This window comes from Pseudomonas sp. MWU13-2862 (genome assembly GCF_023242495.1).
In the GTDB taxonomy this organism is placed as follows: Bacteria; Pseudomonadota; Gammaproteobacteria; order Pseudomonadales; family Pseudomonadaceae; genus Aquipseudomonas; species Aquipseudomonas gingeri_D.
In genome coordinates this window covers 22,385-37,693 of record NZ_JALMEZ010000004.1, presented here as the reverse complement: position 1 = coordinate 37,693, position 15,309 = coordinate 22,385, and the positions used below count along the sequence as shown (strand labels likewise).

12 protein-coding genes are annotated in these 15,309 nt (G+C 63.1%); all 12 read right to left on the bottom strand.

The genetic code is table 11. The features are described from left to right. Positions 1–27: 27 nt before the first annotated feature. Positions 28–1,965 (bottom strand): acetate--CoA ligase, encoded by a 1,938-nt coding sequence (acs, locus tag M5C56_RS08465; RefSeq protein ID WP_103495477.1) that lies wholly within the window; start codon positions 1,963–1,965, stop codon positions 28–30. A 262-nt stretch (positions 1,966–2,227) separates the two neighbouring features. Then, complete coding sequence (pgi, locus tag M5C56_RS08460) at positions 2,228–3,892, bottom strand: glucose-6-phosphate isomerase (protein WP_103495476.1); 1,665 nt, start codon at positions 3,890–3,892, stop codon at positions 2,228–2,230. 248 nt (positions 3,893–4,140) lie between these two features. Then, positions 4,141–4,521, bottom strand: a complete 381-nt coding sequence (panD, locus tag M5C56_RS08455) for an aspartate 1-decarboxylase (protein WP_040064140.1) — start codon at positions 4,519–4,521, stop codon at positions 4,141–4,143. 105 nt (positions 4,522–4,626) lie between these two features. Next, complete coding sequence (gene panC, locus M5C56_RS08450) at positions 4,627–5,487, bottom strand: pantoate--beta-alanine ligase (RefSeq protein WP_103495475.1); 861 nt, start codon at positions 5,485–5,487, stop codon at positions 4,627–4,629. Then, positions 5,484–6,284 (bottom strand): 3-methyl-2-oxobutanoate hydroxymethyltransferase, encoded by an 801-nt coding sequence (panB, locus tag M5C56_RS08445; RefSeq protein WP_103495474.1) that lies wholly within the window; start codon positions 6,282–6,284, stop codon positions 5,484–5,486. The genes panC and panB overlap by 4 nt, the downstream gene beginning before the upstream one ends. A gap of 228 nt (positions 6,285–6,512) precedes the next feature. Further along, the gene (gene folK / locus M5C56_RS08440; RefSeq protein ID WP_103495473.1) at positions 6,513–7,004 is read right to left on the bottom strand and encodes a 2-amino-4-hydroxy-6-hydroxymethyldihydropteridine diphosphokinase; all 492 of its coding nucleotides are present in this window, start codon (positions 7,002–7,004) and stop codon (positions 6,513–6,515) included. 4 nt (positions 7,005–7,008) lie between these two features. Beyond that, positions 7,009–8,397 carry a polynucleotide adenylyltransferase PcnB gene (locus M5C56_RS08435; protein ID WP_103495472.1) on the bottom strand — a complete coding sequence of 463 codons (1,389 nt, stop codon included), beginning with the start codon at positions 8,395–8,397 and terminating at the stop codon, positions 7,009–7,011. Positions 8,398–9,168: 771 nt separating this feature from the next. Further along, complete coding sequence (locus M5C56_RS08430) at positions 9,169–10,605, bottom strand: sigma-54 dependent transcriptional regulator (protein ID WP_103495471.1); 1,437 nt, start codon at positions 10,603–10,605, stop codon at positions 9,169–9,171. A gap of 22 nt (positions 10,606–10,627) precedes the next feature. Beyond that, the gene (locus tag M5C56_RS08425) at positions 10,628–13,582 is read right to left on the bottom strand and encodes a sensor histidine kinase (RefSeq protein ID WP_247263093.1); all 2,955 of its coding nucleotides are present in this window, start codon (positions 13,580–13,582) and stop codon (positions 10,628–10,630) included. Beyond that, positions 13,566–13,742 carry a hypothetical protein gene (locus tag M5C56_RS08420; protein ID WP_003176118.1) on the bottom strand — a complete coding sequence of 59 codons (177 nt, stop codon included), beginning with the start codon at positions 13,740–13,742 and terminating at the stop codon, positions 13,566–13,568. Before M5C56_RS08420 ends, M5C56_RS08425 begins: the two co-directional genes overlap by 17 nt. 77 nt (positions 13,743–13,819) lie before the next feature. After that, positions 13,820–14,710 carry a tRNA glutamyl-Q(34) synthetase GluQRS gene (gluQRS, locus tag M5C56_RS08415; protein WP_103495469.1) on the bottom strand — a complete coding sequence of 297 codons (891 nt, stop codon included), beginning with the start codon at positions 14,708–14,710 and terminating at the stop codon, positions 13,820–13,822. A 102-nt stretch (positions 14,711–14,812) separates the two neighbouring features. Next, positions 14,813–15,259: an RNA polymerase-binding protein DksA gene (dksA, locus tag M5C56_RS08410; protein ID WP_100939578.1), complete on the bottom strand. Its 447-nt coding sequence runs from the start codon at positions 15,257–15,259 to the stop codon at positions 14,813–14,815. Positions 15,260–15,309: the final 50 nt, after the last annotated feature.

The window sequence follows — 15,309 nt, the reverse complement described above, 5'->3', positions numbered from 1 at the left end:
CGGGAAACAACGTCCACCGCCCGGGGTTCAGGGATTGAGGCGTTGCTCGATCAGGCCATCGACCACGCTCGGGTCGGCCAGGGTCGAGGTGTCGCCGAGGCTGTCCAGCTCGTTGCTGGCGATCTTGCGCAGGATACGCCGCATGATCTTGCCCGAGCGGGTTTTCGGCAAGGCCGGGGCCCACTGGATCAGGTCCGGCTTGGCAAAGCTGCCGATTTCCTTGCCGACCAGGGCCAGCAGCGCCTTTTTCAGCGTGTCGTCTGCCTCGACGCCTTTCATCGGGGTGACGAAGGCATACAGGCCCTGGCCCTTGAGGTCGTGGGGATAACCGACCACGGCGGCTTCGGCGACGCTATCATGCAGCACCAGGGCGCTTTCCACTTCGGCGGTGCCGATACGGTGGCCGGAGACGTTGATCACATCATCGATACGACCGGTGATCCAGTAGTCGCCGTCCTCGTCGCGGCGGGCGCCGTCGCCCGTGAAGTAGTAACCGGGATAGGGCTTGAAATAGGTTTCGAGCATACGCTGCGGGTCGCCATAGACGCTGCGGATCTGCCCTGGCCAACTGCTTTTCAGGGCGAATACGCCGCTGCCGGCGCCACTGATTTCCTGACCTTGCTCATCCAGCAGGACCGGCAGCACGCCGAACATCGGCTGGGTCGCGCAGCCGGGCTTGATCCGGCTGTTGGCGATCAGCGGGGTGAGCATGATGCCGCCGGTCTCGGTCTGCCACCAGGTGTCGACGATGGGGCAGCGTTGCTCGCCGACGGCATTGAAATACCACTCCCAGGCTTCCGGGTTGATCGGCTCGCCGACACTGCCGAGCAGGCGCAGGCTAGCCCGCGAGGTGTTTTCCAGCGGTGCCGGGCCTTCGCGCATCAGGGCGCGCAGGGCGGTGGGCGCGGTGTAGAAGATATTCACCTGGTGCTTGTCGATGACCTGCCAGAAACGCGAGGAGTCCGGATAGTTCGGCACGCCTTCGTAGATCAGGCTGGTCGCGCCGTTGGCCAGCGGGCCGTAGACGATATAACTGTGGCCGGTGACCCAGCCGACATCGGCGGTGCACCAGAAGACTTCGCCGGGGCGATAGTCGAACACGTACTGGAAGGTCATGGCGACCTGCAGCAGGTAGCCGCCGGTGCTGTGCAATACCCCTTTGGGTTTGCCGGTGCTGCCGGAGGTGTAGAGGATGAACAGCGGGTCTTCGGCGCCCATCGGTTCGCAGGGGCAGTCGGCGCTGATACCGTGCAGGGCTTCGTGGTACCAGAGGTCGCGGTCCGCTACCCAGTTCACCTCGGCCTGGGTGCGTTCCACCACCAGCACGGTGCTGACATTCGGGCAACTGAGCAGCGCCTGGTCGACATTCTGCTTGAGGGGTATGTATTTGCCGCCGCGCACGCCTTCATCGGCGGTGATCACCGTGCGGCAGTCGGCATCGAGGATGCGGTCGCGCAGGGCATCGGGGGAAAAACCGCCGAAGACCACCGAGTGGATGGCGCCGAGGCGCGCGCAGGCGAGCATGGCGTAGGCGGCTTCGGGAATCATCGGCATGTAGATGCACACCCGGTCGCCTTTGTTCACGCCACGGGCCTTGAGCACATTGGCCAGGCGGCAGACGTTGTGGTGCAGTTTGCGGTAGGTGATCTGCGCCGATTCGCTGGGGTTGTCGCCTTCCCAGACCAGGGCGATCTGGTCGCCACGGCTGTCGAGATGGCGGTCGATGCAGTTGTAGCTGACATTCAATTGCGCGCCGGCGAACCAGCTGGCCTGGCCGGTACGCAGGTCCCAGTGCTGGACGCTGTCCCAGGGTCTGGACCAGTCGAGAAAACGTTTGGCCTGTTCGGCCCAGAAGGTATCGGGTTGGTCGATGGACTGGCGGTAGAGGCGCCGGTAGTCGTCCTGGCTCAATTGCGCGGCCTGACGCACGGCGTCGGCCTTGGGGAAGGTGCGAAGATCGAACATGGCGTTTCCTTGTTCTTGTCTACGACAAGTCTCAAGGGTGCGCTCTGTTGTGGCGGGGTTCAAGCGGATAAAAAGGTCGAACCTGCACCGGCTGGCCTCCCGGGCCCAGACGCCCGGGATGCCACTGTCTTAACCCGGTCCTTGTAGGAGCAGGGCTTGCCCGCGAAGGGGCCTTCGAAGCCGCCAAAAGCTTCGCGGGCAAGCCCTGCTCCTACAGGTTCGGTGGTGTCCCGGGCAGATGGGGCTGCCCGGGAGGCTGCTATCAACCGCGATGACGACCGCGGAAGTAGTTGATCAGGCCCTGGGTCGAAGCATCTTCGGCCGAGGACTCTTCGCTGCCGGTCAGGCGGTTGTAGACGCCCTTGCCCAGTTCCTTGCCCAGCTCAACGCCCCATTGGTCGAAGGCGTTGATGCCCCAGATCACGCTCTGCACGAAGACCTTGTGTTCGTACATCGCCACCAGGGCGCCGAGACGACGCGGGCTGATACGCTCGACCACCAGGGTGTTGCTCGGACGGTTGCCCGGGATCACCTTGTGCGGTGCCAGTTTCTGCACCTCGGCTTCGCTCAAGCCCTTGTCACGCAGCTCGCGTTCCGCTTCGTCGCGGGTCTTGCCGAGCATCAGCGCCTGGCTCTGGGACAGGCAGTTGGCGTACAGCCACTGATGGTGGTCGGCAACCGGGTTGAAGCTGACGATTGGCACGATAAAGTCGGCCGGGATCAACTGGGTGCCCTGGTGCAGCAACTGGTGGTATGCATGCTGGCCGTTGCAGCCGACGCCGCCCCAGATCACCGGACCGGTATCGGTGGACACCGGCGTGCCGTCCTGGCGCACGCTCTTGCCGTTGGATTCCATATCCAGCTGCTGCAGGTGCTTGGTGATATTGCGCAGGTAGTGGTCGTACGGCAGGATCGCATGGCTCTGCGCACCCCAGAAGTTGCCGTACCAGACACCCAGCAGGGCCAGCAGCACCGGCATGTTCTGTTCGAACGGCGCGGTCTGGAAATGCTGGTCCATGGTGTAGGCACCGGACAGCAGCTCCTTGAAGTTCGACATGCCGATGGCCAGGGCGATCGGCAAGCCGATGGCCGACCACAGCGAGTAACGCCCGCCGACCCAGTCCCACATCGGGAAGATGTTCTCTTCACGGATGCCGAAGGCCACGGCCGCGGCGTTGTTGCTCGAGACCGCGATGAAGTGCTTGTACAGCTCCGCTTCGGAGCCGCCCTGGGCCAGGTACCAATCACGGGCGGCACGGGCATTCTTCAGGGTTTCAAGGGTGGTGAAGGTTTTCGACGAGACGATGAACAGGGTGGTCTCGGCGCGGATCTTGGCGGACAGCTCATGGAATTCACTGCCATCGATATTCGCCAGGTAATGGCAGCGCACACCTTTATGGGCGTAGGACAGCAACGCCTCGGACACCAGCTCCGGCCCCAGGAACGAACCACCGATACCGATGTTCACCACGTCGGTGATCGGTTTTTCGCTGTAGCCGCGCCACAGGCCGTCGTGGATTTTTCCGACCAGCTCGGTCATCTGGTTCAGCACTTTGTGCACGTCGGGCATCACGTTGACGCCGTTGACCGAGAGCTTGTCGCCCACCGGGCGGCGCAGGGCGGTGTGCAGGGCCGGGCGACCTTCGGAGGCGTTGACCAGTTCACCGGCAAACAGCGACTTGATCGCGCCTTGCAGGTCGACTTCATTGGCCAGGCCCACCAGCAGGTTGCGGGTTTCCTGGGTGATCAGGTTCTTGGAGTAGTCGAGGAACAACCCGCAGCTGCTGAGGGTGAACTGATTGAAGCGCTGCGGATCGGCATTGAAAGCTTCGCGCATGCTGAAATCGTGCATGTTGTCGCGGTGTTGGTTCAGCGCCTGCCAGGCGGGCAGGGTGGTCACGTCGTGAGGAGTGCGGTAGTACGCCATCGCTGCGGGTTTCCTTTTACGAGAGCTGCCTTTTGGACATTTGGCTTTTTGGACACCAGAAACGCCGGAACGTCCTGCTTTTGTCTCTGGCAGTGTCCGGCAACCTGCATCAGCACGGTTGAATGAGGCAGGGGCGATTACAGTACCGCTCGCGCCTGCATCTGTCTTGGCTTTGTCTGACCTTTACTCGGTACTTTTTCGCACTCTCGGGGACGAAAGGCGTTTTCGCGTATACGTTTGGATGGTGATCAGGCGACCTGCACCGGAATCGAGTGGCTGGTGTGGCTCAGTTCGTTGCCCGGGGCCATGTACAGCATGCGCGGTTTGAAATCCACCAGTTCGGCTTCGCTGTAATGGGCGTAGGCGCAGATGATCACCCGGTCGCCGACGCCGGCCTTGTGGGCGGCGGCACCGTTTACCGAGATGATCCGCGAGCCTTCCTCGCCGCGAATGGCGTAGGTGGTGAAACGCTCGCCGTTGTCGACGTTGTAGATCTGGATCTGTTCGTATTCACGGATCCCGGCCAGGTCCAGCCACTCGCCGTCGATGGCGCAGGAACCTTCGTAATCGAGCACCGCGTGGGTGACTTCGGCGCGATGCAGTTTGGCTTTGAGCATGATGGCGTGCATGGGGTGCTTCCTTCGTCGGATCCTCGTGCGGCGCCACGCATGTGTGCTGCGTGGCGCCGGGCGGCGGCAGTTTGCCCGAAGCCGTGGGGCCGGGCAATCGGGCGGTCAGGCCGGGCTGTCGAGGTTCAGGTGCAGGTTGTCGATCAGGCGTGTGGTGCCGAGGAAGGCGGCGACCAGGATCACCAGGTCACGGTCCTCGGGCGTCGCCGGGCGCAGGTTCAGGGCGTGGCGGATTTCCAGGTAGTCGGGCCGGAAGCCGGCGCTTTCGATCTGCCGGGTCTGTTCGGCCAGTAGCTTGGGGTAGTCGCGTTCGCCCTGTTCTATGGCTTCGGCGATCTGCTTCAGGCTGCGATACAGCGCGGGTGCCTTGGCCCGCTGTTCTTCGTCGAGAAAGCCGTTGCGCGAGGACAGCGCCAGGCCGTCGGCGGCGCGCACGGTCGGTTCGCCGATGATCTGGATCGGCATGTTCAGGTCATGCACCAACTGCCGGATCACCGCCAGTTGCTGGAAGTCCTTCTGGCCGAACACCGCCAGGTCCGGCTGGACCATGTTGAACAGCTTGCTGACCACGGTCGCCACCCCTTCGAAATGCCCGGGACGGCTGGCGCCGCACAGGCCTTCGGAGAGTTGCGGGACGCTGACGCGAGTCTGGCCGCCCATGCCGCCGGGGTACATTTCCTCGACACTGGGGGCGAACAGCAGATGGCAACCGGCCTGGAGCAGTTTCTCCTGGTCGGCGGCGAGGGTCCGTGGGTACTTGTCGAGGTCTTCGTTGGCGCCGAATTGCAGCGGGTTGACGAAAATGCTCGCCACCACGAAGTCCGCCCGTTGCGCAGCCTTGGTCACCAGGGCCGCGTGGCCGCTGTGCAGGTTGCCCATGGTCGGCACGAAACCGATGCGCTTGCCTTCGCCGCGGGCGCGCGCCACGGCGGCGCGCAGTTCGAGAACGGTCTTGACTGTGTTCATGCACTGAATCCGTGTTCGATCCCAGGGAAAGTGACGGCCTTGACCTCACTGACGTAGGCACTCAGGGCGCCATGCAGGCTGTCCTGGCCGGCCATGAAGTTCTTCACGAACTTGGGCACGCGACCGCTGATGGACAGGCCGAGCATGTCGTGCAGGACCAGGACCTGGCCGTCGGTGGCGCTGCCGGCACCGATGCCGATCACCGGGACCTTCACCGCCTGGGTGATTTCCGCGGCCAGTTCGCTCGGCACGCATTCAAGCAGGATCATGGCCGCGCCGGCCTGTTCCAGGGCGATGGCGTCGGCGCGCATCTGCCGGGCCTGGGCTTCGCCGCGGCCCTGGACCTTGTAGCCGCCGAAGATGTTCACCGACTGTGGGGTCAGGCCCATGTGCACGCACACCGGGACGCCGCGTTCGGCCAACTGGCGGATGGATTCGGCGAGCCAGGCGGCGCCTTCGACCTTGACCATATGCGCACCGGCTTGCATCAACAGGCCGCTGTTGTGAAAGGTCTGCTCGAGGGTGGCGTAGGCCATGAACGGCAGGTCGGCAATGATGAAGGCGCCCTGGTTGCCGCGTTTGACACTGGCCGTGTGATAGCAGATATCGGCGACGGTAACGGGCAGCGTGCTGTCATGCCCTTGGGTAACCATGCCCAGCGAATCGCCGATCAGCAGCACTTCGACACCGGCCGCGCAGCTGGCGTGGGCGAAGGTGGCGTCGTAGCAGGTCAGCATGGTGATTTTTTCACCCTTTTGCTTGAGGCCTTGCAGGGTGGTCAGGGTAATGTCTGGCATGAAAAAGTCCTCATTAGGCGCCGTGCAAATGACTGCGAGTAACGCGCGTGATTCGTCGTGTATACAGGCGCACGTTCTGATGTCGTGCTTGCAAAGCCTGGATTGCGCCCTTCAAACGCCGCAGAGGCGGCAACGGGACGCCTATAGTCGTGAGGAGAACTGGGGAAGTCAATCGTGTGTGTTACCGCAATGTTACGCCGGGAGTGTTACCGGCGTAACTGATGCGATTCAGCAGTGGGAGGGCTGCAGGCGTTCCAGGCCGACGAACGGGCAATCCGCCAGCAGCGCCTTGAGGCTGCGGCCATCGGCCAGCTGCAAATCTGCCGGAGCCAGTTCCGCCAGGGGGTAGAGCACGAACGCCCGGGCCTGCATATGGTAATGCGGGACCTTCAGGCGCGGCTCGTCGATCAGCCGCTCACCGAACAACAGGATATCCAGGTCAAGGGTGCGCGGCCCCCAGCGCTCATGCCGTTCGCGACCCTGGTCGATTTCGATGGCTTGCAGCGCATCCAGCAGCGCCAGGGGCGTCAGGTCGCTGTCGAGGGCGACGACGGCATTGGTGTAGCGCGGCTGACCGGGCAGCAGCGAATCGCTCTGGTAGAACGCGGAAACGCCCGCCAGCACGGTGTCGGGCAGTTGCCCCAGGGCCTGGACGGCGTTGCGCAATTGCTCCGCCGGGTCCGCCAGGTTGCTGCCCAGCCCGATATACACGTGTTCCATCGACTTACTCGTCCGTACCAGCGGCACGCTTGCGCTTGCCGGCGGTGCTGCGTCGACGTTTGCGCGGACCGCTGCCGGTACCGTCGTCCTTGCTGCCCAGGTCACGGATCATGTCGCGTCGACCGGCGTCATTGGCATCCTGGTAGTCCGTCCACCATTCGCCCAGGCCATCGGTCTCTTCGCCGGCGGTTTCGCGCAGCAGCAGGAAGTCGTAGCCGGCACGAAAACGCGGGTTGTCCAGCAGCAGGTCGGCACGTTTGCCGCTGCGCCGTGGCAGGCGTTCCTGCATGTCCCAGATCTCGCGGATCGGCAGGGTGAAGCGCTTTGGAATCGCAATGCGCTGGCACTGTTCGCTGATCAACTCGTGGGCGGCTTCCTGCATCGCCGGAATCGGCGGCATGCCCTTCGCCTGCAAGCGCAGCACACGACCCGGCAACGCCGGCCAGAGCAGCGCGGCAAACAGGAACGCCGGGGTCACCGGCTTGTTCTGCTGGATGCGCAGGTCGGTGTTGACCAAGGCTTCGCTGATCAGCGTATGGGTGTAGGTCGGATTGTGTTCCAGGGCCTCGAAGCTGGCCGGGAACAGCGGCTCGAACAGCTTGAGGTCGACCAGCATTTCGAAGGTGTCGGCGGCATATCCCGAGAGGAACAGCTTGAGCACTTCTTCGAACAGGCGCGCGGACGGGATCTCGCGGAGCATCGGTGCCAGCTTGCGAATCGGCGCGACGGTGTGCTTCTCGATACCGAAGTCCAGCTTGGCGGCGAAACGCACGGCCCGCAGCATCCGTACCGGGTCTTCCTGGTAACGCTGGGTCGGGTCGCCGATCAGGCGGATCAGGCGATTGCGGATATCGTGCACGCCGTTGGCGTAGTCGAGGATGCGCTCGCTGACCGGATCGTAATACAGGGCGTTGATGGTGAAGTCGCGGCGCTGGGCGTCGTCTTCGAGGGTGCCGTAGACGTTGTCGCGCAGAATCCGCCCGCTTTCGTTACGCGAGGACTGATTGCTGTCCTCGTCTTCGTCTTGCGGGTGGTTGGCGCGAAAGGTCGCGACTTCGATGATTTCCCGACCGAAGTGGATATGCACCAGCTTGAAGCGACGCCCGATGATCCGGGCGTTGCGGAATTCGGCGCGGATCTGCTCCGGCGTGGCGCTGGTGGCGACGTCGAAATCCTTGGGCGTGATGTTGAGCAGCATGTCGCGCACGCAACCGCCGACCAGATAGGCCTGGTAACCGGCGTTCTGCAGGCGTTCGACGATGTTGACCGCATACCGGCTGAACTGGGCCTTTTGCAGCGAGTGCTGGCCACTGTTGAGCACTTCAGGGGTGCTGCGTTTATGTTGCGTTCGACGCGAGGGAGAACGTAATGACTGGAACAGCTTCTTCAGCATGGGAGGCACTGTTTGAAGGAATATTCGGCCACCTCAAAGAATGACCGCACGATGGGCGAGGATTCTAGCATTTAGTCGAGGGATGGTGTAGGAAGCCGCCGCAGTATCGGCCAGGGACCCTGCCAGAGGGCCTGTTGCAGGCGTTGCGAAGGCTGCCAATCAATCAATCGAGGGGAGGCGTGGGACGGGCGGGTCGGTATCGCGGAAACTACAAGGGGAGCCGAAGCTCCCCCAGAAGTAGTTGCGTGCTCTATTTTTATTATGGTTGCGGGCTTCTTGTTTTTGTTGATCGCCCTGTGCCACTAGGCTTCAAGCCAGTGGGCTCTCCCAATCGGGAGCCAAGAGCAAACGGATTGCTTTGATCGCTGCAGTGTAATGATCCAGAGGATCCAACCAGTTCAGGCGCTGCTTTGAGGGCAGTTTTTGTTGTTCTCGGCCTGGTCGCGGGGCAAGCCCCAATTACAGTACTTCTCCAAAAGAATCAGTTAGCTACGCCTCTCGCCGTGTTGTTTTTATTGTGCGTGAGTCGATACGTCTTGTTTTTATTGTCTGGTGCAGTGCTTGTTATTGTTCTTGTACCAAAGCTATAGCAGGTGCCGTGCCAACTTTTTCGAAACCCCGTAAACATTGGGTTTTCCCGAGAAAACGGTTTTTTTCAGGCGAAAAAAAGCCGGATCTTCGTTACCGATAGACCCGGCTTTTGTTACGTGAAAATCCCGGGGTAACAGTTTTTTCACAAGGTGCAGTGTTACCCGTGGAGGCGCCCCCGGCTCAGCTCTCGCTGGCCACCCCGGTCTTGCGCCGTGGAATGCCCAGGCGCTGGCGCCGTTCCCACAGGCACTTGCGGCTGACCCCGAGTTTGCGTGCCAGTTCGGTCTCGGTCATATGGTCCTGGTGCTCGAGGACGAAGTGCTGGAAGTAGTCTTCCAGTGACAGGTCCTCGGTCGGCTCATGGCTGGCGTTACTGGCGCTGGCCTGTTGCGGCACCAGGCCGATGAATTCTTCCTCTTCCAGATCCCCGAGCTCGATGTCGATGCCCAGCAGGTCGGCGGAAATTTCCGGGCTTTCGCACAGGATCACCGCGCGCTCGACCGCATTCTCCAGTTCACGGACGTTACCCGGCCAGGAGTAATGGCGGATGGCTTGCTCGGCGTCGGGAGCGAAGCGCAGGTCGGTACGACCCACTCGTGCGCTCTGGCGGGCGAGGAAAGCATTGGCGATCTCGTTGACGTCGGCGCCGCGCTCGCGCAAGGCCGGCAGCTTCAGGGCGATCACGTGCAGGCGATAGTAAAGGTCTTCGCGGAACTGGCCGATCTTGGCCAGGCTCTTGAGGTCGCGGTGGGTCGCGGCGATCAGGCGCACATCGACTTTCTGCGACTGCACCGAGCCGACCCGACGGATCTCGCCTTCCTGCAATACCCGCAGCAGGCGTGCCTGGGCTTCGAGGGGCAGCTCGCCGATTTCGTCGAGGAACAGCGTGCCGCCGTCCGCCGCTTCCACCAGGCCGGCGCGACCGGCGCTGGCCCCGGTGAAGGCGCCTTTTTCGTGGCCGAACAGTTCGGATTCGATCAGGCTTTCGGGAATCGCCGCGCAGTTGACCGAGATCATCGGCGCCTTGGCGCGCTTGGACAGGTTGTGCAGGGCGCGGGCCACCAGCTCCTTGCCGGTACCCGACTCGCCCTGGACCAGGACGTTGGAGTCGGTGGGCGCGACTTTGCGGATCTTGCTGTAGAGGTCCTGCATCGGCGGACAGGAGCCGATGATGCCGATTTCGCCATTGGTGTTGTTGGCACCGGCTTTTTCCGCCGCGCCATTGCCCTTGCCGGCGACTTTCTCGGCCGGCGCGCCTTGGTTGCCCTGGCGATCACGGAGGATGCGGGCCACGGCCTGGAGCATCTCGTCGTGGTCGAACGGCTTGGCGATGTAGTCCACCGCGCCCATCTTCATCGAGTCCACGGCCGAGCGCAGGCTGGCGTAGCTGGTCATGATCAGCACGGGGGTGCCCTGGCCGAGCTTGATCAGCTCGGTGCCGGGAGCGCCGGGCAGGCGCAGGTCGCTGACGATCAGGTCGAACGAGGGGATACTGAAACGTTCCTGGGCTTCCTGCACCGAACCGGCTTCGCTGACCTGGTACTGATTACGTTCCAGCAGGCGACGCAGGGCGGAGCGGATAATGGTTTCGTCTTCGACGATCAGAATGTGCGGCATTGATTCGGTTCTCTCGACGGTCTCAGTTCACAGCGGACGTCGCTTCGACATGACGCGGCAGGGTGACCCGGATACGGGTGCCACGTTGGCTTTGGATGTCAGCCGGGCTGTCGATGGTGATTTGTCCATAATGCTCTTCAACGATGGAATAGACCAGAGCAAGGCCCAGACCGGTGCCCTCGCCTGGATCCTTGGTGGTGAAGAAGGGTTCGAACAATCGGTCCATGATGTTCTTCGGGATACCCGTGCCTTCGTCCTCGACGATCAGGTCGACGGTGTGTTCGAAAGCTTCGCTCTTGACCCGCACCGCACCACCCGCGGGTGAGGCGTCTCGGGCATTGGAGAGCAGGTTGATGAGCACCTGGGCCAGGCGTTGGGAATCGCCGTCGACCCAGTGCTCGGGATCGCACAGGTTGAAGAACTGTACTTCGAAGTTGCGCCGGTTCAAGGCCAGCAGACCAATGGCATCCTGGGCGACCTCGGCCAGACAGACGGCTTCGTCGTTGTGCTGGTGACTGCCGGCGTGGGCGAAGCTCATCAGCGACTGGACGATGCGCGAGACGCGTTTGGTCTGTTCGAGGATCTGCCCGCTGATTTCGGTCAGTTCGCTATCGTCCTCACGCTCTTCGCGCAGGTTCTGCGCCAGGCAGGCGATACCGGTGATCGGGTTGCCGATCTCGTGGGCCACGCCGGCCGCCAGCCGACCGATGCTCGCCAGCCGCTCGGAGTGCACCAGCTTGTCTTCGAGCATCTGGGTTTCGGTGAGGTCCTCGACCAGCAGCACCAGGCCGCTGTTGCCCGGCGCCAGTGGCTCGTCGATGGCGGCCTTGTGCAGGTTCAGCCAGCGGGTCTGGCCGTCGAGGGCCAGGTGCTGCTTGTGCAGGTGTTCGTCGGGCAGGTTGATAAAACCCTGCAGCAAATCCTTCCACGGCTCGCCGAGGGTGCCCAGGCGTGAGCCGACCACGCGTTGCGCGGCGACCCCGGTGAGCTCTTCCATGGCCTTGTTCCACATCAGGATCTCCTGGTCCTTGGCCAGCGAACAGACGCCCATCGGCAGTTCCTGCAGGGTCTGGCGGTGGTAGCGGCGCAGGGCGTCGAGTTCGGCGGCAAGGCCGGTGAGACGCGAGTGGTAGTCTTCCAGGCGGCTTTCGATGAAGTGGATGTCTTCGGTGACATAGCTTTCGCCACCGGCCTTGTAGGGCAGGAAGGTCTCCACCATGTCCTGGGCCACGCTCGGGCCCATCAGCCCGGAGAGGTTGGCTTCAATGCGGTCACGCAGGCGGCGCAGGGCGTAGGGGCGACGCTCGTCGAAGGGCAGGTAGAGATCGCGCAGGGCCTGTTCGACCTCTTTCTGCGCGGCCTTGGCCCCCAGCGGCTTGGCCAGCTGGGTAGCGAATTCCTGCGGAGAGGCGGCGTGCAGCTCGCGGCGTTGCGGGCGCCGCACGTTGTCCACCGCGCAGGCTTCGGCGGCGCTGGCCTCTTCGGGGCTGGCGCTGGTGAACAGCGAGATCAGGGTGAACATCAGCACGTTGGCCGCCAGGGAGGCGATGGCCGCCATATGCCAGCTGGTGTCGTCGAGCACATAGATCATGTTCAGCAGCGGCACATAGAAGCCCTGCAGATTGCCGACCAACGGCAGCAGCATGGTCACCAGCCAGACCAGGATCCCCGCCAGCAGGCCGGCAATGAAACCGCGCCGGTTGGCGGTCGGCCAGTACAGCACCGAGAGCACGCCGGGGAGGAATTGCAGGGTCGCGACAAAGGCGACGATGCCGAGGTTGGCGAGGTCCTGCTCGGCGCCCAGCAGCAGGTAGAAACCATAGCCGGCCATGATGATGGCAACGATCAGGGCACGGCGCGTCCACTTCAGCCAGCGATAGATATTGCCTTCGGCCGGCGGCTGGTAGAGCGGCAGCACCAGGTGGTTCAGGGCCATGCCCGACAGTGCCAGTGTGGTGACGATAATCAGCCCGCTGGCGGCCGAGAGTCCGCCGACGTAGGCCAGCAGGGCCAGGGCCTCGTTGTTGGCGGCAATGCCGATGCCGAGGGTGAAGTATTCCGGGTTGGTGGTGGCGCCGAGCTTGAGTCCGGCCCAGAGAATCAGCGGCACCGCCAGGCTCATCAGCAGCAGGAACAGCGGCAGGCCCCAGCTGGCGCTGACCAGGGAGCGCGGGTTGAGGTTCTCGGTGAAGGTCATGTGATACATGTGAGGCATCACAATGGCCGAGGCGAAGAACACCAGCAGCAGGGTGCGCCACGGACCTTCCTGCAACGGCGTGTGCAACGCGGCCAGGGCGGTCTGGTTCTGCAGCAGCCAGAGCTCGAGCTGCTGCGGGCCGTCGAACACTCCGTACAAGGCGTAGAGGCCAACCCCGCCGATGGCGATCAGCTTGATCACCGACTCGAAGGCAATGGCGAACACCAGGCCTTCGTGTTTTTCCCGGGTGGCGATATGCCGCGAGCCGAAGAAGATGGTGAACAGGCTGATCAGCGCGCAGAAGCTCAGGGCTACCCGGTGCTGCACCGGTTCGCGGGTGAGGATGCCGATGGAGTCGGCCACCGCCTGGATCTGCAACGCCAGCAGCGGCAGTACGCCGATCAGCATGAATACCGTGGTCAGGGCGCCGGCCCAGGTGCTGCGAAAGCGGAAGGCGAACAGGTCGGCCAGGGACGAGAGCTGGTAGGTGCGGGTGATCTTCAGGATCGGGTAGAGCAGCACCGGCGCCAGCAGGAAGGCGCCGGAAACCCCGAGGTAACTGGAGAGAAAGCCATAGCCGTACTGGTAGGCCAGGCCCACCGTGCCATAAAACGCCCAGGCACTGGCGTAGACGCCCAGGGACAGGGTGTAGGTCAGCGGGTGGCGGATGATCGAGCGTGGGATCACCCCGCGTTCACTGATCCAGGCCACGCCGAACAACGCCAGCAGGTACGCGGCGCTGATCAGCAGCATCTGGGTCAGGCTAAAGCTCATCGGCATCTTTTTGGCTCTGCAGGATGAAGGTCACGACGATCAGGATCAGCCAGAGCAGATAAGGGCGATACCAGGCGCCGGTGGCGTCGATCCACCAGTCCATGATGGCCGGCGAGAACAGGTAGATCCCGACCACCAGCAGCAGGACCAAGCGATAGATGTACATCCCGGCCTCTCTTTATTGTGTGCGTGCCCGAAAACGTGCGGCGATGGTAACGGATGGGCGCCAACCTGCAAGGGGCGTCAGTGCAATTGCGCTTCGGCGAGGGTGGCTGTCCTGGGAATCAGTGTGGCATCCCAATGGCCGATACCCCAGTCCAGCACCTCCCGCGGCGTGCCCTGTTCCAGTGCGGCGGGCGGGTGTTGCCCCAGTGTACGCAGGGCGCGCATCAGCAAGGGGGTTGCCTGGTCGGCTGCCAGCGGCGGCGAGCGGTAGGACTTGCCGAGTTTGTGGCCATCCGGCTGGATGATCAGCGGCACGTGCAGGTAACGCGGCTGCGGCAGTCCGAGCAGCTCCTGCAGGTAGAGCTGGCGTGGCGTGGAGTCCAGCAGGTCGGCGCCGCGGACGATATCGGTCACCCCTTGCCAGGCGTCGTCCAGCACCACCGCCAGTTGGTAGGCGTAGAGCCCGTCGCGGCGGCGGATCACAAAATCGCCGGCCTCACGGCCCAGGTGCTGCTGGAACGAACCTTGTACCCGGTCCTCGAAGCGGTAGCTCAGCTCCGGCACACGCAGGCGAATGGCGGCATTCTCGATGCCGTGGCCGAGATTGCGGCACAAACCCGGGTAGATCCCCAGGTAGGGCTCCAACTCCTTGCGCGAGCAGGTGCAGGCGTAGGCCAGGCCCTGGCTGAACAGGCGCTCGAGGACCTGGGCATAGGCGTCGTGACGTTCGCTCTGGCGGACCAGTTCGCCGTCCCATTCGAAGCCGTAGCGTTGCAGGGTATCGAGGATCGAGGCTTGGGCGCCGGGTTCTTCGCGCGGCGGGTCGAGGTCTTCCATGCGCAGCAGCCAGCGTCCGCCGACCGAGCGGGCGTCGAGGTACGAGGCCAGGGCGGCGACCAGTGAACCGAAATGCAAGTGGCCGCTGGGCGTGGGGGCGAAGCGTCCGATATAGGCGGGGGTGGCAGTCATGGTTCGGATATTACTGGAGAATCCGTAGGCGATAAGCCGCGTCGGCGACACAAATGAAAACGGAGCGTTCGCACGCTCCGTTTGCTCAGGTTTCGGCAGGGACTACTTGCCGACCTGTTTTTCCTTGATTTCCGCCAGGGTCTTGCAGTCGACGCACATGTCGGCGGTCGGTCGGGCTTCCAGCCGGCGGATGCCGATCTCGACGCCACAGGACTCGCACCAGCCATACTCTTCGTCTTCGATGAGCTGCAGGGTCTTGTCGATTTTCTTGATCAGCTTGCGCTCGCGGTCGCGGGCACGCAGTTCGAGGCTGAACTCTTCTTCCTGGCTGGCACGGTCCGCCGGGTCAGGAAAGTTCGCCGCTTCGTCCTTCATGTGATCAACGGTACGGTCGACTTCATGCATCAATTCCTGCTTCCATTTCTGCAGGATCTTGGTGAAGTGCTTGCGCATGGGCTCGCCCATGTACTCCTCGCCCTTGCTTTCAACATAGGGTTCGAAGCCGCCGATCTTTGGCTCAGTGCTTTGCTGCTTTGCTTGGGTGGGCATGAATGGACCGCCTCTACTCTTCTAATCCATTGCGCAGGATTTCAACATCA

Bases quoted from the DNA above. Each gene is read 5' to 3' on its own strand.
- acs (WP_103495477.1), bottom strand. From the start codon at position 1,965: ATGTTCGATCTTCGCACCTTCCCCAAGGCCGACGCCGTGCGTCAGGCC.
- pgi (WP_103495476.1), bottom strand. From the start codon at position 3,892: ATGGCGTACTACCGCACTCCTCACGACGTGACCACCCTGCCCGCCTGG.
- panD (WP_040064140.1), bottom strand. From the start codon at position 4,521: ATGCACGCCATCATGCTCAAAGCCAAACTGCATCGCGCCGAAGTCACC.
- panC (WP_103495475.1), bottom strand. From the start codon at position 5,487: ATGAACACAGTCAAGACCGTTCTCGAACTGCGCGCCGCCGTGGCGCGC.
- panB (WP_103495474.1), bottom strand. From the start codon at position 6,284: ATGCCAGACATTACCCTGACCACCCTGCAAGGCCTCAAGCAAAAGGGT.
- folK (WP_103495473.1), bottom strand. From the start codon at position 7,004: ATGGAACACGTGTATATCGGGCTGGGCAGCAACCTGGCGGACCCGGCG.
- M5C56_RS08435 (WP_103495472.1), bottom strand. From the start codon at position 8,397: ATGCTGAAGAAGCTGTTCCAGTCATTACGTTCTCCCTCGCGTCGAACG.
- M5C56_RS08430 (WP_103495471.1), bottom strand. From the start codon at position 10,605: ATGCCGCACATTCTGATCGTCGAAGACGAAACCATTATCCGCTCCGCC.
- M5C56_RS08425 (WP_247263093.1), bottom strand. From the start codon at position 13,582: ATGCCGATGAGCTTTAGCCTGACCCAGATGCTGCTGATCAGCGCCGCG.
- M5C56_RS08420 (WP_003176118.1), bottom strand. From the start codon at position 13,742: ATGTACATCTATCGCTTGGTCCTGCTGCTGGTGGTCGGGATCTACCTG.
- gluQRS (WP_103495469.1), bottom strand. From the start codon at position 14,710: ATGACTGCCACCCCCGCCTATATCGGACGCTTCGCCCCCACGCCCAGC.
- dksA (WP_100939578.1), bottom strand. From the start codon at position 15,259: ATGCCCACCCAAGCAAAGCAGCAAAGCACTGAGCCAAAGATCGGCGGC.